General features: G+C 57.2%; 21 protein-coding genes. 11 read left to right on the forward strand and 10 right to left on the reverse strand.

Annotation, left to right across the window (positions count from 1 at the left end):
• Position 1 precedes the first annotated feature (1 nt).
• A complete protein-coding gene (locus ACMVPR_RS17825; RefSeq protein ID WP_416883957.1) occupies positions 2-409 on the forward strand; it encodes a group II truncated hemoglobin in 408 nt (135 codons plus the stop codon).
• Complete coding sequence (locus ACMVPR_RS17830; protein ID WP_416883958.1) at positions 406-837, forward strand: hypothetical protein; 432 nt, start codon at positions 406-408, stop codon at positions 835-837. Before ACMVPR_RS17825 ends, ACMVPR_RS17830 begins: the two co-directional genes overlap by 4 nt.
• A 1-nt stretch (position 838) precedes the next feature.
• On the opposite strand, the gene ACMVPR_RS17835 is transcribed toward ACMVPR_RS17830, so the two are convergent.
• Entirely contained in the window at positions 839-2,173 is a 1,335-nt protein-coding gene (locus ACMVPR_RS17835; RefSeq protein ID WP_416883959.1) for an NAD(P)-binding domain-containing protein, read from the reverse strand.
• Between the two features lie 164 nt (positions 2,174-2,337).
• Here ACMVPR_RS17835 and ACMVPR_RS17840 point away from each other — a divergent pair, with 164 nt between their 5' ends.
• Positions 2,338-2,736, forward strand: a complete 399-nt coding sequence (locus tag ACMVPR_RS17840; protein ID WP_416883960.1) for a hypothetical protein — start codon at positions 2,338-2,340, stop codon at positions 2,734-2,736.
• Between the two features lie 47 nt (positions 2,737-2,783).
• Here the strand turns inward: ACMVPR_RS17840 and glnT are convergent, their stop codons facing one another.
• The 4 genes from glnT to ACMVPR_RS17860 all read right to left on the reverse strand — a co-directional run bounded on the left by glnT (position 2,784) and on the right by ACMVPR_RS17860 (position 7,143).
• Positions 2,784-4,112 carry a type III glutamate--ammonia ligase gene (glnT, locus tag ACMVPR_RS17845; RefSeq protein ID WP_416883961.1) on the reverse strand — a complete coding sequence of 443 codons (1,329 nt, stop codon included), beginning with the start codon at positions 4,110-4,112 and terminating at the stop codon, positions 2,784-2,786.
• Positions 4,113-4,178: 66 nt separating this feature from the next.
• Positions 4,179-5,525 (reverse strand): FMN-binding glutamate synthase family protein, encoded by a 1,347-nt coding sequence (locus ACMVPR_RS17850; protein ID WP_292267081.1) that lies wholly within the window; start codon positions 5,523-5,525, stop codon positions 4,179-4,181.
• An 11-nt stretch (positions 5,526-5,536) separates the two neighbouring features.
• A complete protein-coding gene (locus tag ACMVPR_RS17855; protein ID WP_292267078.1) occupies positions 5,537-6,220 on the reverse strand; it encodes a protein GlxC in 684 nt (227 codons plus the stop codon).
• On the reverse strand, positions 6,220-7,143 hold the full coding sequence (locus ACMVPR_RS17860; RefSeq protein ID WP_416883962.1) for a class II glutamine amidotransferase: 924 nt from the start codon (positions 7,141-7,143) through the stop codon (positions 6,220-6,222). The genes ACMVPR_RS17855 and ACMVPR_RS17860 overlap by 1 nt, the downstream gene beginning before the upstream one ends.
• Before the next feature lie 216 nt (positions 7,144-7,359).
• On the opposite strand from ACMVPR_RS17860, the gene ACMVPR_RS17865 reads away from it, so the two are divergent.
• The 6 genes from ACMVPR_RS17865 to ACMVPR_RS17890 all read left to right on the forward strand — a co-directional run bounded on the left by ACMVPR_RS17865 (position 7,360) and on the right by ACMVPR_RS17890 (position 12,955).
• A complete protein-coding gene (locus tag ACMVPR_RS17865; protein WP_416883963.1) occupies positions 7,360-8,775 on the forward strand; it encodes an ammonium transporter in 1,416 nt (471 codons plus the stop codon).
• Between the two features lie 21 nt (positions 8,776-8,796).
• The gene (locus ACMVPR_RS17870; RefSeq protein ID WP_416883964.1) at positions 8,797-8,967 is read left to right on the forward strand and encodes a hypothetical protein; all 171 of its coding nucleotides are present in this window, start codon (positions 8,797-8,799) and stop codon (positions 8,965-8,967) included.
• A gap of 158 nt (positions 8,968-9,125) precedes the next feature.
• Positions 9,126-10,277, forward strand: a complete 1,152-nt coding sequence (locus ACMVPR_RS17875) for an aminomethyltransferase family protein (protein WP_416883965.1) — start codon at positions 9,126-9,128, stop codon at positions 10,275-10,277.
• A gap of 53 nt (positions 10,278-10,330) precedes the next feature.
• Positions 10,331-10,927, forward strand: a complete 597-nt coding sequence (locus tag ACMVPR_RS17880; RefSeq protein WP_292267065.1) for a dimethylamine monooxygenase subunit DmmA family protein — start codon at positions 10,331-10,333, stop codon at positions 10,925-10,927.
• On the forward strand, positions 10,924-11,886 hold the full coding sequence (locus ACMVPR_RS17885; RefSeq protein WP_416883966.1) for a PDR/VanB family oxidoreductase: 963 nt from the start codon (positions 10,924-10,926) through the stop codon (positions 11,884-11,886). The genes ACMVPR_RS17880 and ACMVPR_RS17885 overlap by 4 nt, the downstream gene beginning before the upstream one ends.
• Position 11,887: 1 nt before the next feature.
• On the forward strand, positions 11,888-12,955 hold the full coding sequence (locus tag ACMVPR_RS17890; RefSeq protein ID WP_416883967.1) for a heme-dependent oxidative N-demethylase family protein: 1,068 nt from the start codon (positions 11,888-11,890) through the stop codon (positions 12,953-12,955).
• Between the two features lie 57 nt (positions 12,956-13,012).
• Here ACMVPR_RS17890 and ACMVPR_RS17895 read toward each other — a convergent pair whose 3' ends face one another.
• Entirely contained in the window at positions 13,013-13,648 is a 636-nt protein-coding gene (locus ACMVPR_RS17895; RefSeq protein WP_300585427.1) for a helix-turn-helix domain-containing protein, read from the reverse strand.
• A gap of 174 nt (positions 13,649-13,822) precedes the next feature.
• Between ACMVPR_RS17895 and ACMVPR_RS17900 the strand changes: the two genes are divergently transcribed.
• Positions 13,823-14,773 (forward strand): GlxA family transcriptional regulator, encoded by a 951-nt coding sequence (locus ACMVPR_RS17900; RefSeq protein WP_416883968.1) that lies wholly within the window; start codon positions 13,823-13,825, stop codon positions 14,771-14,773.
• On the opposite strand, the gene ACMVPR_RS17905 is transcribed toward ACMVPR_RS17900, so the two are convergent.
• Genes ACMVPR_RS17905 through ACMVPR_RS17920 form a run of 4 tightly spaced genes read right to left on the reverse strand, consistent with a single transcriptional unit; the run spans position 14,770 to position 19,813 of the window.
• A complete protein-coding gene (locus ACMVPR_RS17905; protein ID WP_416883969.1) occupies positions 14,770-15,333 on the reverse strand; it encodes a sarcosine oxidase subunit gamma in 564 nt (187 codons plus the stop codon). The two genes, ACMVPR_RS17900 and ACMVPR_RS17905, sit on opposite strands and share 4 nt — an antisense overlap.
• The gene (locus tag ACMVPR_RS17910) at positions 15,326-18,265 is read right to left on the reverse strand and encodes a sarcosine oxidase subunit alpha family protein (protein WP_416883970.1); all 2,940 of its coding nucleotides are present in this window, start codon (positions 18,263-18,265) and stop codon (positions 15,326-15,328) included. The genes ACMVPR_RS17905 and ACMVPR_RS17910 overlap by 8 nt, the downstream gene beginning before the upstream one ends.
• Entirely contained in the window at positions 18,262-18,549 is a 288-nt protein-coding gene (locus ACMVPR_RS17915) for a sarcosine oxidase subunit delta (RefSeq protein WP_292267055.1), read from the reverse strand. The genes ACMVPR_RS17910 and ACMVPR_RS17915 overlap by 4 nt, the downstream gene beginning before the upstream one ends.
• Positions 18,550-18,562: 13 nt before the next feature.
• Positions 18,563-19,813 carry a sarcosine oxidase subunit beta family protein gene (locus ACMVPR_RS17920; RefSeq protein ID WP_300585433.1) on the reverse strand — a complete coding sequence of 417 codons (1,251 nt, stop codon included), beginning with the start codon at positions 19,811-19,813 and terminating at the stop codon, positions 18,563-18,565.
• Between the two features lie 273 nt (positions 19,814-20,086).
• On the opposite strand from ACMVPR_RS17920, the gene ACMVPR_RS17925 reads away from it, so the two are divergent.
• Positions 20,087-21,028 carry an ABC transporter substrate-binding protein gene (locus ACMVPR_RS17925; RefSeq protein WP_416883971.1) on the forward strand — a complete coding sequence of 314 codons (942 nt, stop codon included), beginning with the start codon at positions 20,087-20,089 and terminating at the stop codon, positions 21,026-21,028.
• Positions 21,029-21,055 lie beyond the last annotated feature (27 nt).

Raw genomic sequence — 21,055 nt, forward strand, 5'->3', positions numbered from 1 at the left:
CATGCTTGACGACATCGGTGGTGAGCAAAAGCTGCGCGATCTTGTCGAGTTGTTCTACGATCTGGTCGAGACCCTTCCTGAAGGGTCTAATTTGCGACGCCTGCACGCCCGGGGTCACGGAGTGCCCCATGCCCGCGTCGAGCAGTTCAATTTCCTGAGCGGGTTCATGGGCGGTCGGGCCTATTACCAAGAAAAGCACGGGCATATGGATGTGAAACTGATGCATGCCCATGTGCCAATTCGACGGGCAGACGCTGAAAACTGGCTGATCTGTATGCGAACGGCGTTGGCTGAAGAAGCGCACGCTGGGCCTCATATCGACAAACTGAATGCAGCCTTTGAACGGGTTGCGATGGTATTGATCAACAAGGTACCCGATTGGGAAGACCATTTGGCGGCGTCGGGATGAAACCGCATTTTGTGGCAGGGCTGATCTTTTTGCTGTCCGTTGGGTCAGCTGCCGAGGCCGATATGTGTGAAAAGACCCTGACACTCGGCACCAGCAACGCCGATCTCACTTTGACCCTTCCGGGCACCGAGAAGTCCACAAAGTGCACGCGATCATTGGTTCTGTCTGGAGGATCACAGGTGCATTGTGGGTGGGCGTTTAAATACCGCGCCCCCGAAGCGACCGCAGCCTTCGAACGTCTTGTCAGTACGGTGGCCGACTGTCTTGGGACCGAAGCCAGCATGACGGCTGATCAGGACGTGAACCACCCAGATTTTTACGATCTCCAGACCTTTCAATCGAAAGGCCGGGAGATCGGAGTATCGCTCAAGGACAAGGCGGGCCTGTCAGAGACCTACGTTTTCCTCAGAATTGCGGTATCAGACTAACTCAGTTCTGAAGATAGACCTCAAGGCTGTCGTCCAATGCATCCTTCCAAGGGGTGTGGTGCAATGGAGCCATCGTTCCCGTGATGACGGATTTGTAGGCGTTGTTGCGGAATCCCATGATGTCCGCCTTCTTGTGCCCTTTCCATTCCTTGAACGCCTTGCATGCCCCCTCGACATCAAAGTCGGGGTAGTCTGTTTCTGAGATCAGTTCCTTCGTGTAGTCGCCCTGATACCAGATGCAGGCATAGTCATCTTCAAGCGCTGCTTCCGCCGCTTTGCGGGCATCCACGTCGGCCACCATGGTTGCGTGATCGGGCAGGGCGATCCGGCCCATGATCACGTCCCGCACCCACCAGGCTTGGGCATCGAACATGTTGAAGGTGAACCACTGGTCCTGCATCCCAAGATAGAACAGGTCCGGCTCGTGTACGTACGTGGTGCCTTTGTAGAGATCGTTCGAGGCCAGAACGTTCGGTGTCTTGAGACGCAGACTGTCCGGTAGGAACGGGAAGTGGTGCTTGTACCCTGTACACAGGATCACCGCGTCGACATCCCGGCTGCTTCCGTCCTTGAAATGCGCTGTCTTGCCGTCCACCTTGGTCAGCAGGGGCACTTCTTTCCAGTTGTCCGGCCATTTGTAGCCCATGGGCGCGGTGCGGTGGCTGACAGTGATGCTATTGGCGCCGTATTTCCAAAGCTGCGAGCCGATGTCTTCGGCTGAATAAGACGTACCGACGATCAGGACGTCCTTGCCCACAAATTCCATTGCGTCCCGGAAATCATGGGCATGCAGCACGCGGCCCTTGAAGGTGTCGAAGCCATCGAAATGGGGCACATTCGGAGTGCTGAAATGGCCCGTCGCGACGATCACATGGTCAAAGTGCTCTGTGTATGTGTGATCTTCGGGCAGGTGGCAGACCGTTACATTGAACCCGGTATCGGTCTTTTCGACCCACCGGACCGTCGTTTCAAACCGGATCCAATCGCGCACACCTGCTTTTTCTACGCGCCCCTGAATGTAGTCGAAAAGGACGGCTCGGGGCGGATACGATGCGATCTGCTTTCCGAAATGCTCTTCAAAGCTGTAGTCAGCGAATTCCAGACCTTCCTTGGGGCCATTCGACCACAGGTACCTATACATGGAGCCATGGACCGGCTCCCCGTATTGATCCAGACCTGTCCGCCACGTGTAGTTCCAAAGTCCGCCCCAGTTGGCTTGTTTCTCGAAGCAGACGACTTCCGGAATTTCGGCGCCCTTGGCCTGTGCTGACTGAAACGCGCGCAGCTGTGCAAGGCCTGATGGCCCGGCCCCCAAAACAGCAATTCGCTTGGTCATCGTACAGTTCCTTTTTGTGAAAGCATCGTCACTTCATTGCAATGAAATCACCACTATAAGTCAACTATTTTTCTTTTCGGTAAAATGACTTTGGTGCAGTTCGCCTGTTGGAGAGGCCGAAATTTGCAGATAGCCTTGACGTCAAATGAATGAGAGGCAGGCGCATGGCAAAGGACAAACCTCATTTCAGTTTCTGGATCGTCGCTGCGGCGGGTCTCGTCTGGAATCTGATGGGGTGCTTGAACTTCATCACGCAAACAAACCCGGAAAACGTCGCTCGGATGCCCGAAATCTACCAGGTGATCATCGCGGGACGACCGACATGGGCAACAATCGCCTTTGCGTTTGCGGTTTTTGGCGGTGCTGTCGGGTGCATCCTTATGTTGATGCGCCGTCAGATGGCGTTCCCCGTCCTTGCGGTATCTTTTGCGGGGATCGTCGTAACCGCGTGGTTCACGTTCAGTATTGTTGGGCTCGTGCCTGCAATGCTCTTGTCGATCCTCGTCGGTGCGGCCTTGCTTTGGTACGCGTCTATCGTGCGCCGATTTAACTGGCTCCGATAAGGAAGGCGACTGGCCTGCGCACGGCATCGCTGCGCAGGCCTTTTTTGTTAGATATCCAGCGTGTTCGCCTTTTCCCAAGTCGAGAAGTGGGAGGCGTAGTCGTTCCACTCTTCGTGCTTCAACTTGAGGTAAGCGGCCGAGAATTCTTTGCCCATCGCCTCTTTAAGGCCTTCGTCCTTGTCGTACGCACGAAGCGCATCGAGCATGTTCAAAGGCAGTTTCGGCGCATCCGTGACCGTGTGGCCTTCGGAATACATGTCGATATCGTGCCGCTTGCCCGGATCAGCTTTTGAGCGGATGCCCGATAGACCTGCGGCAATGATAACCGCCTGCAATAGATATGGGTTGGCCGCACCGTCGGGCAGGCGCAGTTCAAACCGGCCGGGTCCGGGGACGCGAACCATGTGGGTCCGGTTGTTCCCTGTCCATGTGACGGAATTCGGAGCCCAAGTGGCACCCGAGGTGGTGCGCGGTGCGTTGATCCGTTTGTAGCTGTTTACGGTCGGGTTTGTGATCGCCGCAAGCGCGCTTGCATGCTTCATGATCCCGCCAAGAAAGTGCTTGCCGCGTTCAGACAAGCCCACTTCACCCGTCTGCCCGGAGCCTTCACCCGCAAACACGTTGGTCTTGGCTGCCGCACCCGGTGCGTCCCAGACCGAGATATGCGCATGGCACCCGTTGCCCGTCAGACCTTCAATCGGCTTGGGCATGAACGTCGCGCGGTAGCCGTGCTTTTCCGCAACGCACTTCGCCATGAACTTGAAGAACGAGTGCTTGTCCGCCGTGCGCAGCGCATCGTCGAAGTCCCAGTTCATTTCCCACTGACCGTTCGCGTCCTCGTGGTCATTCTGATACGGATTCCACCCCAATTCGAGCATATGGTCCGAAATCTCGCGGATCACATCGAGGCGCCGCATAAACGCTTGCTGATCATAGCAAGGCTTACCTGCTGTGTCGTATTGGTCAGAGATTTGCTGACCATCTGGTGTCAGCAAGAAAAACTCGGCTTCGATCCCGGTCTTTACATGCAAGCCTTCGCTTGCAGCTTCCTCGATCAATCGGCACAACACGTTGCGCGGTGCCTGCTTGAGCGGTTTGTCCTCCATCACGCAAGTGGAGGGCACCCACGCGATTTCCTTGTTCCACGGTAGAATAATTGCGGCCTCCGGATCCGGAACTGCCAGCATATCCGGATGTGCCGGGGTGAGGTCGAGCCATGTGGCAAAACCGGCGAACCCTGCGCCGTCCTTCTGCATGCCGGCAATTGCTCGCGCAGGAACCAGCTTGGCGCGTTGACCCCCAAAAAGGTCGGTGTAGGAGATCATGAAGTACTTTACGCCATTCTGTTCGGCGAATTTTTCAAGGTCTGTAGCCATTGGTCTTCTTCCCTGTCGTAAAAAATGCGGGGCGCGGTCTGATGTTCAGCCGCGCCCTCGTTATGGTCAGTAGGTTGTGCCGGGTTTGCCGGGGTACCAGTTCGTCCCTGCCAGCGGCACTTGCGCCATGGCAGCGGCTTCCATGGTCAGCGCAACAAGGTCTTCCGGCTCCAGATTGTGAAGATGGTTCTTGCCGCAGGCCCGCGCGATGGTCTGCGCCTCAAGGGTCATCACCTTGAGATAGTTGCGCAGGCGGCGTCCGCCTTCCACCGGGTCGAACCGCGCCATCAATTCCGGATCCTGGGTCGTGATCCCGGCGGGGTCTTTGCCTTCGTGCCAATCATCGTACGCGCCGGCAGTGGTGCCCAATGCGTTGTACTCGGCTTCCCATTTCGGATCGTTGTCCCCGAGCGCAATCAGCGCCGCAGTTCCGATTGCCACCGCATCGGCACCAAGGGCCATTGCTTTGGCGACATCGGCACCGGACCGGATGCCACCGGACAGGATCAATTGCACCTTGCGATGCATGCCGAGATCTTGAAGCGCCTGTACGGCGGGGCGCACAATCGCCAGCGTGGGCTGTCCCACATGTTCGATGAAGACGTCCTGCGTTGCCGCCGTTCCGCCCTGCATCCCGTCAAGAACCACCGCGTCTGCGCCTGCCTTGACGGCCAGCGTCGTGTCGTAATACGGGCGGGCGCCTGCGACTTTGACGTAGATCGGCACTTTCCAACCCGTGATCTCGCGCAGTTCGAGGATCTTGATTTCAAGATCATCCGGTCCTGTCCAGTCCGGGTGACGACAGGCAGAGCGCTGGTCGATCCCTTTGGGCAGATTGCGCATTGCGGCCACCCGATCACTGATCTTCTGGCCCAACAGCATGCCGCCGCCGCCGGGTTTTGCGCCTTGGCCGACGACGATCTCGATAGCATCTGCCTTGCGCAGATCGTTGGGGTTCATGCCGTAGCGAGACGGCAGATACTGATAGACAAGCTTGGTCGAATGGGTGCGCTCTTCAGGTGTCATCCCCCCGTCACCCGTCGTTGTCGACGTTCCGGCAGCCGATGCGCCACGCCCCAGTGCTTCTTTCGCCGGGCCGGACAGCGCACCGAAGGACATTCCGGCGATGGTGATCGGGATATCCAGTTCGATCGGGTTTTCGGCGTGCAGGCCACCGATGGTTACAGAGGTCTCGCACTTTTCGCGGTAACCCTCGAGAGGATACCGCGAGATCGACGCGCCCATGAACAGCAAGTCGTCAAAAGACGGTAGTTTGCGTTTCGCACCGCCACCGCGGATATCGTAGATGCCCGTAGCAGCCGCGCGACGGATGTCGCTGTTCACGTCTCTGGTGAAGGTCGCGGACATACGCGGCGTGGTCTGGGGGATGCCCTTGGGGTCATTATTGTTCATTCGGTTGATCCTCAATACGCGCCAGCGTTGTCGACATGGAAGTTGTATAGTTTTCGCGCTGAACCATAGCGCGTGAACTCGCTCGGATCCGCGTCAATTCCTGCTTCGTCCAGAAGGCCCCGCAGGAACGTGATATGCTCCTCGCGCATTTCTTTCTTTATGCAATCGGCACCAAGGCTTTTGACCTTGCCGCGCACGAAAAACCGCGCTTCGTAACAGCTGTCCCCAAGCGCGTCGCCCGCATCGCCGCAAACCACAAGGTTGCCGGATTGCCCCATGAAGGCGGACATGTGGCCGATGCTTCCTTGCACGACGATATTCACGCCTTTCATGGAGATCCCGCAGCGTGAGGAGGCATTGCCCTTGACCACGATTAAACCACCCTGTCCGGTCGCGCCGAGATACTGACTGGCGTCACCCTCAATCACGATCTTGCCGGACATGATGTTTTCGCCGGTGCCAGGACCCGCCGAACCATGAATGTTCACCGTCGCCTGCTGGTTCATTCCCGCGCAATAGTACCCGGTCGAACCTTTGATGGTGACTTCAATCGGTGCATTCAAGCCGCAGGCGATGGCATGCGACCCGCGGGGATTCACGATTTCCCACGACGTCTGATTGGTCTCGGCTGACTGGGCTTGCAGCATCTTGTTGGTTTCGCGAAGGCCAACTTTGGATAGGTCGATCGTTTGCATCAGGCGGCTTTCTCTGTGGCGGTAGGGGTATCGTTATGGCTCCAGAAGTAGACAGTTGCCGGTTCTGGCTCCCACACCCGTGCGGTTTCAATGCCGGGCAGATCTACCAGTGCGCGATACTCGGACCCGAATGCCACATATTGATCGGTTTCTGCCATGACCGCAGGCTTGCAGGCGATCGGATCACGAACGACGCCAAAACCATCCTTGGTTCCGACAACAAAGGTGAAGAACCCGTCGAGATCCTGAAGGCTGCTTTCCAGTGCTTCGCCGAGCGTTGCACCGTTCTGCATTTTCCATGTGAGGTAGGCGGCACCGACCTCTGTGTCGTTTTCGGTTTCGATATGGATGCCTTCGCGGCGCAGCTTGCGGCGCAGAGAGTTGTGGTTGGACAACGAACCATTGTGCACAAGACATTGATCCGGGCCCGTATTGAAGGGATGAGCGCCCATAGTCGTGACAGCCGATTCCGTCGCCATACGCGTATGTCCGATGCCATGTGTGCCCGACATTTTGGCAAGCTCAAACCGGGCCGCCACATCTTTGGGCAGACCGACTTCTTTGTAGATTTCGAGACTGTCGCCAAAACTCATCACGCGGATGCCCATTTCGTTCAGAGCAGCACGCACCTTAGCCGTTGATCCGGCGGGTATATCGAGAACGGCATGTGTGCTTTTGACAGTAACGTTGACTGGCCCGCCAGCTGCATCCTGCAGCTTTGCGCCGAGATCGGAAAACGCCGTGTCAGGATCATCCGACTGGACCGTCATCTTGCTACGGCCGGGCGTTTCCCCGCCATATATCGCGATACCGGCGCTGTCTGGACCCCTGTCCGTCATCGTGATCAACATCGCTGTGAGCATCTCGCCCAAGCGTGGTTCAAGAGACCTGTCCTTCAGAAAAAGACCTACAATTCCGCACATTCGAAAGCTCCCGACTTAAGTTCTGGCGTTTTTTTGGCCAGCGATTGCGCTCGACGCTACCACCAAATTTCCAAAACTCAACCATCAGGAAACTTTTTTTCTTAACGGGTAAAAAACTCTAGGTGAAATCGACATTTTGTGCTTCATTTCCGGCAACACACACACGTAGGGCACACGAAAAACAAGAAACCAATCCGACTCGGAGGACGAAAAACCGTGGAAGAACAACTCGCTGAACTTGCTGCCAAGGTGGCGGAACTAGAGGCGGCAGGGGGCGGCGCCGCCGTCACGAACACCATGTTCGCCGAAACCTTCTATTACATCACAATCCCGCTGATGATCCTCATCCATGCGGGATTTCTTGCTTATGAGATGGGGGCATCGCGGCTCAAGAACGTGCTGTCATCGGGCGTTAAGAACATCCTGGCGTTCGCCTTTGTCATCCCGACTTTCTATTTCTTTGGCTGGTGGGTCTACTGGGGTTTCCCCACAGGTCTGCCGGGCGCTCCGGGGCCTGCGGGAATATCCGGCGTCGAATACGCCAATGCAATCGCCTGGGGCTGGGGTGACAGCGCCCAGTATATGGGACCGAACATCGCGGATCAGGCGTCAGGCGTCTTCTTCGGGGCGTTTGCCCTATTTGCAGCCACGACTGCTTCGATCATGTCAGGTGCGGTCATTGAGCGTATCCAGACCATCGGCTTTATCATCCTCGCGATTGTTCTGGGATCGTTTGCCTGGGTCGTCGCCGCGGCGTGGGGTTGGCACGCAGACGGTTGGCTGGTCACCCAGTGGGGCGTCCACGACTTTGGCGCTGCGGGTCTGGTCCACGCCGTTGCCGGGTTCTTCGCGCTTGGCGTGTTGATCAACCTCGGACCGCGGATTGGCAAGTTCAATGCGGATGGCACGGCAAATCACATTCCGGGGCACAACATGCCGCTGACGGTTGTTGGCCTGATGCTGATCATCGTGGGCTTCTGGGGCTTCCTTATGGCCTGCGTGATCGTTCCGGGTGAAGCATGGTCATGGTTCGGCGACAAGCCGTCGACGATCTACGGCACGCCGATCACTCTGTCCGCCCTGTCCTTCAACATCCTGATGGCGGTTGCAGGCGGCATCATCGGGTCTTGGGTCATGACACGTGATCCATTCTGGATGATGTCCGGCGCCTTGGCCGGGATCATCTCGACCGCGTCGGGGCTTGATATCTACTATCCCGCACTTGCCTTCATCATCGCGTTCTCGGCTGGTGTCATCCTCAAGCCATGTGCCGATTGGTTGGAAAACCGCGGGATCGATGATGCGGTTGGCGCAGTTACGGTTCACGGCACAATCGGCCTCTACGGTGTCGTGATGCTGGGCATCTGGGGCTCTGGTTTCCCAGCTCTGCAGGGTGCAGCTGGCGAAGCTCCGACGATTTCCTTTGTGGGCCAGCTGATCGGTGCCGTCGTCTTCTTCCTGCTTGGTTTTGTCCCGGGGTATGTATGCTCGTTCATCCTCAAGATGTTTGGGTTGCTGCGCGTCCGCGAAGGGGCCGAACGGGCTGGCATGGACCTCGTGAAGGTTCCGGCGGCAGGCTATCCGGAATGGGGCACCAACGCGCCTGTGACACCTGCACATCCCGCAGAATAATGACATTCAAAGGAGAACATCATGTTTCCATATGATCAAGCCACGTGGGACGTCGTCGATGGCGCCATGTTCATGGGGTGGGGCGGGGCCCTGCCCGGGCTGGCAACCTTGATCGCAGCAATCATTTGCGTTGCGGTTCTGGTGATCGGCCAGCGGTCTGAAACGGCGAAGGCCAAAACCTTCGACAAATAGGCTCAAATGCCTTGCGAGATTGGGGCTGCCTAATTGGGCGGCCCCTTTTCGTTTGAATTGCCTGCTAGGAAAAAAAGTTGCATGCGATTGTTGCTTTTTGAACCAAGCTAAGGCTCAATGTGCCGTAACGAAAACAGAGTCGAAGACAGGGGAACAGTATGGCTATTCTTTGGAGAGCCTCAGCGCTTGCACATCGTCATGCGGAGATCGGCGGCGAGCTGGAGGACTGGAACGGCATGGGAACGGCGTGGTTCTATGACCACACACCGGAGCGCGCCAAAGCAGATTACGAAGCGGTCCGAACCAAAGCCGGCCTGATGGACGTGTCCGGCCTGAAAAAGGTCCACGTCGTGGGCGCGGATGCAGCTTACGTGATTGATCGCGTGACCACGCGCGATGTCGAGAAGATCGCACCAGGCCGGTCGACCTATGCCTCGATCCTGAATTCGGAGGGCAAGTTCGTCGATGACTGCATCATCTACCATATCGCGGTCAATTCCTGGATGGTGGTCCATGGCACAGGCATGGGGATGGAACAGCTTGCCGCTGCCGCAGCCGGAAAGAGCTGCGAGATCCTGTTTGATGATGACCTGCATGATATGTCGTTGCAGGGACCTGTGTCGGTCGACCTGCTGGCCAAGGAAATCCCCGGCATCCGCGATCTGGCCTATTTCGGCATGATGCAGACGCGGCTTTACGGGAGCGATGTCATGATCTCGCGGACGGGATACACCGGTGAGCGCGGATACGAGATTTTCTGTCGCGCCAAGGACGCCGTTCATCTGTGGGACAGCATTCTGGACGCGGGTAAGGATATGGGCGTTCGCCCTGTGCAGTTCTCGACGCTCGATATGCTCCGGATCGAAAGCTATCTGCTGTTCTATCCCGGCGATAACTCGGAAACCTTCCCGTTCGAGAACGAACCATGCGGCGATACGCTATGGGAACTGGGTCTCGATTTCACCGTGTCTCCCGGCAAGAAAGGATTTGTCGGTGCCGAGAACCATTATGCACTGAAGGGCAAAGAGCGGTTCAAAATCTACGGTGTGAAGCTGTCTGGCGATGCAATGGACCGAATGGAAATGCACGCCCGTGTGCACCATGATGGCAAAGACGTCGGCGTGATCACCTATGGCCTGTCATCTGAACTGAATGGGTATTCTGTTGCCATTGCGCGCCTTGATCCTTCGGTGGCCAAGCCGGGGACGGTCTTGACCGTGGTGCAGCCTGACGGAACAAAGCTTGCCGCGACAGCGGAAGAAATGCCGTTCTATGATAAGGACAAATCAATCCGCACTGCAAAGGGTTGAACGGGTCGGGTGCAGGCGAAAGCCTGCACCTGCCTGCATTCAAAAGGGTAAAGATGACGAAATTCACATTTCCCCAAAGTATCAAAAGCCGCCCGATCTATGGTACGCTCGAAGCCCGCGACGGCTCGGCGCATCTGCTGGTCGCGGACGCGCATGGGGCCGAGGCAATTCTGGATGTGGCCACGCCTGAAATGATGGCCAAGGCGCATATTATCTACATCCCCAAAGGCGAGCATTTCGAAGACAAACTGCGCGCGTTGAAACCCGCCTTGTTTTACTCCGGGCCTAGCTATTCCGCAGCAGAACCACGCCTGCGCAAAGCCTTGGCTGATGCCCGCATGGGCTTGCAGGTCTATCTGACCGGCACAGAGGGCCTCATGGGGCAGGCGATGAATGCGGCCATGGCGGCCGGCATCCCACACACCGCTATACAGACCGAACATCGCGGCAGCGTTGCGCGTCGGATGCAGTGCGTGCATTGCAAAGGCATCACCGAAGATGTGGAAACCGATCCCTTTGTGTGCAGCCACTGTGGCCTGAACCTGTTTGTGCGTGACCATTATTCACGTCGACTAGCCGCCTATCAGGGCGTTCGCGTTGACGCGGAAGACCCGGGAAATGTGCCAGAACCGAAGGGGATATACGAATGAGCGGTGCCGAAAAAATCGCCGTCACAGTCACGGATATCGTACCGGTGAACGAGCTTGTCACGCGGTTTGAATTCAAACGCACTGATGGCGGCTTGTTGCCAACCTTTTCCGGCGGCGCCCACACCGTTGTTGAAATGCGCGATGGCGAAATCACCCGACTGAACCCCTATTCGCTCATGTCCGATCCGATGGACCAGACGGCCTACACGATTTCCGTGCGTCGCGACGATCAGGGGCGCGGCGGGTCGCTCTTCATGCACACCAAGGTTGCCATCGGGGACGAGATGGTCATCTCTTACCCGGTCAATCTGTTCAGCCTTGATCTGCGCGCCAAAAAGCACCTCTTTCTGGCGGGCGGCATCGGCATCACGCCGTTTCTGGCGCAGATCAAACAGCTTGAGCGCTTTAATGGACATTGGGAACTTCACTACGCCTGCCGCACCCAAAGCCTTGGGTCCTATGTGGATGAACTGACCAGCCAACACCCGAACGAGACACACATTTACTACGACGATCAGAAACAAGTGATTGATCTGGTCAGACTTCTGGACGGACAGCCCTTGGGAACGCATGTGTATGTATGCGGACCCAAAGGGATGATCGAATGGGTTCGTAAGACCGCCGCCGCCGAAGGGTGGCCGCGCGAAGCGATCCATTACGAAGAATTCCTTGCGCCGCAGCCCGGCAAACCCTTCGAAGTCAAGCTTGCTGTCTCAAACAAGGTTATTTCGGTGGGCGAACACGAAAGCCTGCTGGAAGCGATCGAACGCGCCGGTGTCGATGCGCCGTATCTGTGTCGTGGCGGTGCCTGCGGACAATGCGAAACGAATGTGATCGACTACTCTGGCACCTTCATTCACCGCGATCACTGGCTGGATGACGCAGAGCACGCAAGCGGCCAAAAGATCATGCCGTGCGTGAGCCGCTTTGAAGGAAAAACCCTGGTACTGGACCGCTGACATGACCATTCAATTCAACGAAGAATCCTTCCGTGACGATTATTCCTTCTGCAACTCCGAGCGGGCGATCAAACGGTTCCCGTTCCCGTTTCACGAAGACAGCTACATGTATTCGGTCAACATGGAACAGCACCGTGGCGGCCCGAAAGACTCCGTCTACGAAAAGCGGTTTGATGTAGACGAACACTACATCTCCGAGATGCGGGATCGCGCAATCGTGCTGGCCGAGGACCCACTGCGCTGCCAGTCTTTGCCGCACATGACCCTCGCGGGATGGGATTTGCTGGAACTGATCATGGTGTCCAAGTCCGAGGACTATCCTGATCTGTTCGAACTGCATCGCGACGGCAATACATGGCGGTGGATCAACAAGCCCCTGGGGATCGACGACACGTTTACTTTCCTCGACGACGCCACACTGCCCTATGGCCCGATGGAATACATCACCCGTCAGGCGCAGGGTGACTTTGCCGTTCTTGACCAGCGTGATGACAACCTGTGGATGGACGCGGGCATGGTCACCACACAGGCGGACTGGTCGCTTGATTTCGACATTGGTATGAACTTTTTCGAATGGCACGCGCCTGTTCCGCTGGCCCATGAAAAAGGCATCTTTGTCCGCGCGTTGAAGTTCCTGTTGAACATCCAGCAGGGCGCGCCTGCACGGCGCCTGAACTGGACGATGACGGTGAACCCGCTTTTGGACACAAGCCCGGAAAACTATCACAAATGGGGCATCCAAAAGACGACCCTGACACCCGAAAACATTGGCGCGAAGCAACATCTGCGTGTCGAATTGCAGACGTTCTTCCGCTTGCCGCGTTCAAACGCGCTTGTCTTCCCGATCCGCTGCTACCTGTGCAGTTTTCAGGATCTGATGACTGTCCCGAAATGGGGCCGCAGATTGCACCGTGTGGTGCGGGATTTGCCGGTTGAATTGGCGACCTACAAGGGGTTCATCAACAACCGTCCGATGATGCTCGACTATCTCAAGAACTTTGATGACGGCTTGCCAACATCGCCGGGGATTTGGCCGGACCTTGAGACAGAGCCACCGTTGCAGAAGTGAGACGCAAAATATGCCCGAGTGCACATGAGAAAAGGGCCTCGGGTGCGTGTCTTGGACTTATGTTTCTTGCGGATAACTGATGATGGAAAGGTACCGTGCGGGCAGTTTGACAAGGTTCTCTGGCCCATGCGGAGCATCGGCGTCAAAGAACAGCGTGTCACCGGGGCGTAAGCTATAGATGTTGTCGCCGTGGCGATAATCCACTTCGCCTTCCAGCATATAGATTGTCTCGATCCCGGCGTGCTGAAACGTCGGGAACACGTCGGCTTCGTCTGACAGGGTGATCAAATAAGGCTCTACGATCACACCGCTTGAATTGGCACCGATATGTCCAAGCAGATTGTACTGGTGGTTTGCCCGTGTCCCAGCGCGCTCAAGCTCCACGCCTTCACCGGCTTTGGTGTGCACGGCAGTGCGGGATTCTTCAAATCCCCGGAAGAAAGCCGTCAGGGGAACATTCAAGGCATGGGCAAGGCTTTGCAGGGTGGTCAGTGACGGCGACGTGTTCCCGTTCTCGATCTTGGACAGCATCCCGATGGATATTCCTGTCGTCGCCGAAAGTTCCGAAACGGTGACTTCTTGCTTGCGGCGGTAAGCGCGGACTTCGCGTCCGATTGCCACCTCCAGCACCTTTTCCCGGTTATCGACAACACGGTGAGGATCCTGGTGCAGAGCAGTATTCGTTGCGGACATTCCGCCAGCTTGTTTATTCATCGCGACACCCAAAATTTTCAGATCTGCTCTACAGACAGCGTGACATTTGATCAACTTGATCGATATTGTGGCACGAGTCTTTCCCGATAGTATAAACTTATGCACTCAGATGAAAACATCCACATAGGATTTCTGATCTTTCCGGGATTTCCTATGGCCTGCCTGACCTCGATGATCGAGCCGCTCCGCGCCGCGAACGAGATCGTGGGGCGCGAGATATTTGCGTGGTCCCTTATCTCGGAGGATGGAAACCGGGTTGAGGCGAGCGCACGCGTCGGATTCGACCCTCATATGGCGCTCGCAAATGTCGAAACGCTGGATCAGCTCTACCTGCTCAGCGATCCGTCGTCACATTTCAAGGACCGTCAGAATTCGAATGGGAAACTCCGCAAATTGGCCCGTCACGGAACGACGATCGGAGCGATAAGTGGCGGCGTGTTTCCTCTTGCGCGATCGGGTTTGCTGGATGGACACGCCGCGTCGGTTCATTGGTGTTATGCTGCGGCCTTTGCAGAAGAATTCCCCGACTTCACGCCTTCTTCGGATGTAATCAGCATCGACGCACGACGGTTGACCGCGTCGGGGGCAGCCGCCGCGTTTGACCTGTCCCTGCATCTGATCGAAAAGGCCGTCGGTTCGGGTGTGGCGACCGAAGTGGCGTGCTGGTTTCAGCATCCCATGATGCGTGGGCAGGGGGTTCCGCAACGCAAACCGACCTTCGCCGCGGAAAGCACGAATGACATGCTGCCGCGCATGGTGCGTGATGCGATTGCGATGTTCTCGGATCACCTTGAAGACCCACTGAATATCACCGACGTTGCACGAGAGGTGGGCGTGTCGGTGCGCCAGTTGGAACGTGTGTTTCAGAACACCACAGGCAGAACCCCGCTTGTCTACTACCGATCTTTGCGCATGCACAAAGCGCGACAGCTGCTGCTATACGGCAATTACACAATATCCGAAGTGTCCACGGCCGTCGGGTATGCGTCTTCCTTTACGCTGATCAAGAACTACACCGAAGTTTTCGGCATTCATCCCAAGGACGACCGCAAGAAGGTCAATATGTTCCGCGCCAGCAACAACCGGGTTGCGCCTTTGGCTTAAGCGGTCGATTGGGCTGCTGTCATCAAAGCATGGTGCAATGATCCGGCAGAAGCGCGGGGTCCAAGAATACGCAGGTGATGCGGATCAGCTAGGCGGATCACGAAGCACCCCAATTGGTGAATCATGGTACGTCGTGCATCTCCGGCCTGCATCTTGCGGATCGGAACGGCGCACAGGCGCTCTGTCACATCTGCCAGTCCCGGTCCAACCAAGTCAAAACAGACCCACGCCCCGGATTGTTCAGTCACCGAGGCACAGCCCCCAAACCGGGTTTTGAGATCGTCCGCCAAGAGCTCATGCGTTTGCCTCGGAGCTGCGATCATCCATTGCTCAGGTCCCATCCAGAAACCGGACTCGGGCTCGCGCAGCACCGCCTCACCCGGACCCGGCACCGCCCCAAGCAAGTCCTGCATATTCTTGTGACATGCATCCTCTGACCCAAGCCGTGCGGCCACAGACGCCAACGCAAGATCATCGTTTTCCGAAATCGAAATATGGTGGAACGTATCAACGCGCGGCTCGGAACCCCCAAGCGCCGTGATGGTTTTCAGATCATGCACGAAGTCGTTCTCCTTCGGGGTCGATAAAGTGTGGACTCACGATTTCCACTTCCGTTTCCACTTTGGTCAACGGGCTGACCAGTCGCATCCGTTCACCCATGCGTTCGGACCCGTTCTTCAGGAAACCCAACGCGATGGCATGCCCGAGGCATGGGGAATAGCAGGCCGAGGTGACGTAGCCCTGATCGTGTGCGGCATCCACCGGCCCTGTGAGGGACATTAGGTGTGAGCCAGCAGGCACCGAGGCTTTGGGATCAACGGGTTTGATCCCGACTTGTCGCAGATCATCATCCCTGTTCAGGCCCTCGCGTTCCGAAAGAATGGACCCGATGCTGTCCTTTTTCTTGGACACCATCCGCCCCATCCCAAGGTTCTGGGCGGTCGTTGTGCCGTTCAATTCATTGCCGGCCGCGTGACCTTTCTCGATGCGCATGACGCCCAAGGCCTCGGTGCCGTAGGGCGTGATATCGTATTCGGCACCGGCTTCCATGATCTTGCGGATCAGTGCATCGCCATAGGCGGTCGGAACGGCGATCTCATAGGCCAATTCACCGCTGAACGAGATACGGAACAACCGCGCCCTCAATCCCCCGCAAACGGTGATGTTTGCACAGGCCATGAAGGGGAACGCTTCGTTCGAGATGTCCTGATCCACGATCTTTTCGAGAACCCGCCGACTGTTCGGGCCTGCGACGGAATATTGCGCCCATGCCTCGGTCGTCGAGATAAGTTGCACGTCCATGTCAGGGAACAGACACTGACGGACGAATTCCATATGGCGGTACACGGGTAGGGCATTTGCGGTTGTCGTGGTCACAACGAAATGATCCTCGGCTAGCCGTGCCGCCGTGCCGTCGTCCTTGGCAATGCCGTCTTCGCGCAGCATCAAGCCATAGCGGGTCTTGCCGACTTCGAGTTTGGCAAAAGCATTGCAATAGATTTTGTTGAGGAACTCCGCCGCGTCCGTGCCTTGAACGCCTACTTTGCCCAGCGTTGTGACGTCACAAACGCCCACAGACCCGCGCGTTGCCAGCACCTCACGGTCCACGCTTTGCCGCCAAGTTGTTTCGCCCGCGCGCGGAAACCATTGTGCGCGCAGCCAGTTGCCGACTTCGACAAACACCGCGCCTTGTTCCTTGGCCCAATGGTGGCTGGGCGTCAGCCGTTTGGGGTGGAAGTCCTGACCGCGATGGCGGCCACCGAACACGCCGATTGCCGTCGGTGTGTAGGGCGGACGAAAGATCGTCGTGCCGACTTCGGGAATCGTCTTGCCAGCCAGTTCGGCCATGATGGCGAGGCCACCCATGTTCGACGTCTTGCCCTGATCGGTTGCCATGCCCAGCGTGGTATAGCGTTTCAGGTGTTCGACGGACCTGAAGCCTTCCTGATGGCTGAGTTTGACATCCTTGACGGTCACATCGTTTTGCTGGTCAAGCCATGCTCGGGAACACCCTTCGACATACCAGAACGGTTTGAGATTGACGGGCGCATCTTCGGCCTTCGGGAAGCTTGGGATGTCCCCCTTAAGATCAAGTGCCGACATCGCCGCGTGGGCGCCGCTTCGCAATGCACCGGCGGTCGACATCTCGCCGGATGCTGCGCCTGCCACTGTCATTCCAGCAGGCAGGTGATCACCCGGCACAAAAGCTGCGAGCGCCTCGTTCCAGACCGGACGACCTCGCTGGTGGCACGTCAGATGCACATTGGGGTTCCAACCGCCGGACATACCCACCGCGCCACAGTCCAACCTGCGCGTTGATCCATTTGCGAGCTTGACCTCAATTGAGGTCAGCCCAAGACGGCCTTTTGTATCAATGACTTGACCCTCAATTACCTCGTAATCGGTGCTCTTGGGTGCATCGGGGCGCACATCGATAACGGCCGCGATCTTGATACCTTTGGCATGCAAGTCCGCCGCCGTCCGGTGCCCGTCATCGTTGTTGGTGAAAATGGCAACACGCTTGTCCGCGGCAACCGAGAACCTGTTGGCATAAGTCCGTATCGCTGAGGCCAGCATGATGCCGGGCCGGTCGTTGTTTTCAAACGCGATTGGCCGTTCCGTCGCGCCTGCGGCCAGTACCGTCCGCTTTGTGTAAATGCGCCATAGGATTTGGCGTGGTTTACCCGCATCGGGGGTGTGGACATGATCGCTGACCCGTTCGACCGCGCCGTAAATGCCGTGATCGAAAGCACCGATCACCGTGGTGCGCGCCATGAGACGGACATTGGGCAGGCTTTCCAGTTCGGCGACCACCCCATTGGCCCAGTCCGCGCCGCTGGCATCGCCCAGCGTAAACGTCTCGCTGTTGAGGCGTCCGCCCATGCGGAAATCCTCATCGGCAAGGATCACGTCGACCCCGGCCCGTCCGGCAGTCAATGCGGCGGCCAGCCCTGCAGGACCAGCGCCAACGATCAACAGATCACAATGCAGGAAGCCTTTGTCATAGACATCCGGATCGTCCTTCAACGACAATGATCCAAGGCCGGCCGCATGGCGGATCAGCGGCTCATAGAGTTTTTCCCAGAACGCGGCGGGCCACATGAATGTCTTGTAGTAGAAGCCAGCTGTGAGGAAGTTCGACAAGCGATCATTGATCGACAAAAGATCGAATTTCAGAGACCCCAAACGGTTCTGGCTTTTGGCGAACAGCCCGTCAAAAAGCTCTGTTGTGGTGGCGCGTGTGTTGGGCTCCTGACGCGCACCTTCGCGCAATTCGACCAACGCGTTGGGTTCTTCGGAACCGGCGGTCAGCGGGCCTCGGGGTCTGTGGTACTTGAATGAACGTCCCATCAGGCGAACGCCGTTTGCCAGCAGGGCAGAGGCCAGCGTATCCCCGGGATGGCCTCGGTAGGCGACACCATCGAAGGTAAAGCTGTGGGTGCGACTGCGGTCGATCTGTCCGCCCGTCGCGATCCGGTTTTTCTGGGTCATTTGCTGCGTCCCCGCGAACGTGCCACATCCCGGGCCAGTTCGACTTTGGAAATCTCGTGTGTGAGTGTGTTGCGTGTGACCACGAGCCACGAGCGGTCGCCTGCTTCGTGGAACCACAATTCCTGATGCCACCCAGCCGGGTTGTCCCGAAGGTAGCCGTATTCAAAGAATTCCTGCGCGGCGTTTTCCGACTGCCAGTCCGGGCGGTCGATCAACCTTGCGTCGCCAAGGTAAGTGAACTCGGCAGCATCGCGCGGACCCAGAAGGGGGTGTTCGATAATCATGTATGGCGACCTTTCAATGCAGGTTGGGCTGATTGCCCATCCCTTTTTCGTCGATCATCAGACCCTTCTCGAAACGATCGAACCGATACGCTGCGGCAGTGGGGTGGGGTGTGTCGCGCACCAGCAGATGTGCAAAACAGTATCCACTTGCCGGGGTCGCCTTGAAGCCGCCGTAGCACCAGCCCCCGTTGAAATAGAGGCCTTCGATATGGGTCTTGTCGATGATAGGTGACCCATCCATGCTCATGTCCATGATGCCACCCCACATGCGCAGAAGCCGTGCGCGGCCAAAAGCCGGGAAGATGGCCATGCCGCCTTCGCACACATCTTCCACAACCGGGAGATTTCCGCGCTGCGCATAAGAATTGTAGCCGTCTATGTCGCCACCAAAGACAAGCCCACCTTTGTCGGACTGACTGACGTAGAAATGACCGGCACCAAAGGTGATGACACCGGGCAGAACAGGCTTGAGACCCTCGGAGACAAACGCCTGCAAGACATGGCTTTCGATGGGAAGGCGCATTTCGGCTTTGGCCATCAGACGACCCGACGAACCCGCAACGGCGCACCCCACTTTTCCGGCACCAATGAACCCGCGTGATGTTTCGACGCCCAGGCACTTGCCGTTCTCAATGCGGAAACCTGTGACTTCGCAATTCTGGATGATGTCCACACCTCGGCTGTCGGCGCCGCGCGCATATCCCCAGGCCACTGCATCATGGCGTACGGTGCCGCCACGGTGTTGGGCCAACCCGCCCTTGATCGGGAAGCGCGCGTCCTCGGTGTTCAGAAACGGATAGCGTTCCTTGATCTGTGCAGTTGTCAGCAACTCGGCATCGGCACCGTTGAGGATCATCGCATTGCCGCGTCGGACAAAGGCGTCGCGCTGGGCGTCCGTATGGATCAGGTTCAGAATGCCGCGCTGCGAGACCATCGCGTTGTAGTTGAAATCCTGTTCCAGCCCTTCCCACAGCTTCAGCGAAAACTCGTAGAAGGGTTCGTTCCCATCGAGAAGGTAATTGGACCGAATGATCGTTGTGTTCCGCCCGACGTTGCCGCCACCAATCCAGCCCTTTTCAAGCACCGCAATACGCTTCTGCTGAAACTCCTTGGCAAGATAATAGGCGGTGGCAAGTCCGTGGCCGCCGCCGCCGATAATGACGATGTCATAGTGCGGCTGCGGCTCTGGATCGCGCCAGGCAGGGGTCCAACCCTTATGTCCCGTCAAGGCCTCTTTCAGAACCTTGAAACCCGAATAGCGCATGTCGAGAATCCTCATTTTTTTGGCAACTTGCCGTAACAAAAGCCGGAAATCCGCTCGAGATTGGACATCGATCATTGCATTTGCGACATTGCTTAACCGCTTAACATTTAGGCACTAGAAAGAAAAAAACTTGATTGAGAGGAAAATGCTGCGAAGGTGAATGCAGATGCATACCACAGCACGCAGAATTGCTGGTTATCGTATCTGTTCGCTGACGGTTAAGGGCCGACGGCACCGTGCCCAATCTGGGGGCAACACATAGGGAGATAAGCAATGAACAAATTCACGACAGCTTTGACGGCAGGGGTCCTTGCCCTTGCGCCGCTGACCGCTTTCGCGGCTGACAGCGATGATCCGATCGTTATTCCGATCCATAACTGGTCCAGCCAGATCGTTATGTCCAACGTTGTCGGTCAGATCCTGGAAATGAACGGAAATGCAGTCGAATACGTCACCACCGACAGCCAGGCGGTTTACGAGTTGGTGCGCCTTGGTGACGTGACGCTGGAACTGGAAGTCTGGGAAGGTGCATTTGGCGCATCCTTCCGTGCAGCACTGGACAAAGGCGGTATCGTCGATGTGGGCGACCACAATGCGGTCACCCGCGAGGATTGGTGGTACCCGATGTGGACCAAGGAATCCTGCCCGGGCCTCCCAAGCTGGGAAGCTCTGAACGCCTGCGCCTCCGTGTTTGCAACGGCTGAGACCGGTGACAAAGGTCGCTACCTTGACGGTCCGGTGGACTGGCTCAAGCACGGTCAGGAACGCGTCGAAGCGTTGGGCATGGATTTCGTTGTGGTGAACGCAGGCTCTGCGGCCGCTCTCTGGGCTGAAATCGGCGCTGCTGAAGCTGACAAGCGTCCCATCGTCGTGTTCAACTGGACGCCCAACTTCGCAGAAGCTGTTTGGCCCGGCGAATTCGTCGAATTCCCGGCATGGGTAGACGGCTGTGACAAAGACCCGGCTGTTGGTCCAAACCCAAATGCCCTTTACGACTGCGGCAACCCCGCGGACGGATACTTGAAGAAAGCGGCATGGGACGGCATGCAAGCAAAATGGCCGTCGGCTTACGCCATCTTGGAAAAGGTCAACTTCACCAACCCGCAGATTGCTGAAATGGCCAAGCTGGTCGACATCGACGAGATGGAGCCGGCAGAGGCAGCGGAAGCCTGGTTGGAAGCCAATGAGGACATTTGGAAAAGCTGGCTGAACTGATCGGCCGCCAATTCTGACCTATGATTG

Origin of the sequence: Marivita sp. (assembly GCF_048006345.1) — a bacterium.
Classification (GTDB): Bacteria; Pseudomonadota; Alphaproteobacteria; order Rhodobacterales; family Rhodobacteraceae; genus Marivita.

Coding starts and splice junctions, on each gene's coding strand:
- ACMVPR_RS17825 (WP_416883957.1), top strand. CDS start 2: ATGCTTGACGACATCGGTGGTGAGCAAAAGCTGCGCGATCTTGTCGAG.
- ACMVPR_RS17830 (WP_416883958.1), top strand. CDS start 406: ATGAAACCGCATTTTGTGGCAGGGCTGATCTTTTTGCTGTCCGTTGGG.
- ACMVPR_RS17835 (WP_416883959.1), bottom strand. CDS start 2,173: ATGACCAAGCGAATTGCTGTTTTGGGGGCCGGGCCATCAGGCCTTGCA.
- ACMVPR_RS17840 (WP_416883960.1), top strand. CDS start 2,338: ATGGCAAAGGACAAACCTCATTTCAGTTTCTGGATCGTCGCTGCGGCG.
- glnT (WP_416883961.1), bottom strand. CDS start 4,112: ATGGCTACAGACCTTGAAAAATTCGCCGAACAGAATGGCGTAAAGTAC.
- ACMVPR_RS17850 (WP_292267081.1), bottom strand. CDS start 5,525: ATGAACAATAATGACCCCAAGGGCATCCCCCAGACCACGCCGCGTATG.
- ACMVPR_RS17855 (WP_292267078.1), bottom strand. CDS start 6,220: ATGCAAACGATCGACCTATCCAAAGTTGGCCTTCGCGAAACCAACAAG.
- ACMVPR_RS17860 (WP_416883962.1), bottom strand. CDS start 7,143: ATGTGCGGAATTGTAGGTCTTTTTCTGAAGGACAGGTCTCTTGAACCA.
- ACMVPR_RS17870 (WP_416883964.1), top strand. CDS start 8,797: ATGTTTCCATATGATCAAGCCACGTGGGACGTCGTCGATGGCGCCATG.
- ACMVPR_RS17875 (WP_416883965.1), top strand. CDS start 9,126: ATGGCTATTCTTTGGAGAGCCTCAGCGCTTGCACATCGTCATGCGGAG.
- ACMVPR_RS17880 (WP_292267065.1), top strand. CDS start 10,331: ATGACGAAATTCACATTTCCCCAAAGTATCAAAAGCCGCCCGATCTAT.
- ACMVPR_RS17885 (WP_416883966.1), top strand. CDS start 10,924: ATGAGCGGTGCCGAAAAAATCGCCGTCACAGTCACGGATATCGTACCG.
- ACMVPR_RS17890 (WP_416883967.1), top strand. CDS start 11,888: ATGACCATTCAATTCAACGAAGAATCCTTCCGTGACGATTATTCCTTC.
- ACMVPR_RS17895 (WP_300585427.1), bottom strand. CDS start 13,648: ATGTCCGCAACGAATACTGCTCTGCACCAGGATCCTCACCGTGTTGTC.
- ACMVPR_RS17900 (WP_416883968.1), top strand. CDS start 13,823: ATGGCCTGCCTGACCTCGATGATCGAGCCGCTCCGCGCCGCGAACGAG.
- ACMVPR_RS17910 (WP_416883970.1), bottom strand. CDS start 18,265: ATGACCCAGAAAAACCGGATCGCGACGGGCGGACAGATCGACCGCAGT.
- ACMVPR_RS17915 (WP_292267055.1), bottom strand. CDS start 18,549: ATGATTATCGAACACCCCCTTCTGGGTCCGCGCGATGCTGCCGAGTTC.
- ACMVPR_RS17920 (WP_300585433.1), bottom strand. CDS start 19,813: ATGCGCTATTCGGGTTTCAAGGTTCTGAAAGAGGCCTTGACGGGACAT.
- ACMVPR_RS17925 (WP_416883971.1), top strand. CDS start 20,087: ATGAACAAATTCACGACAGCTTTGACGGCAGGGGTCCTTGCCCTTGCG.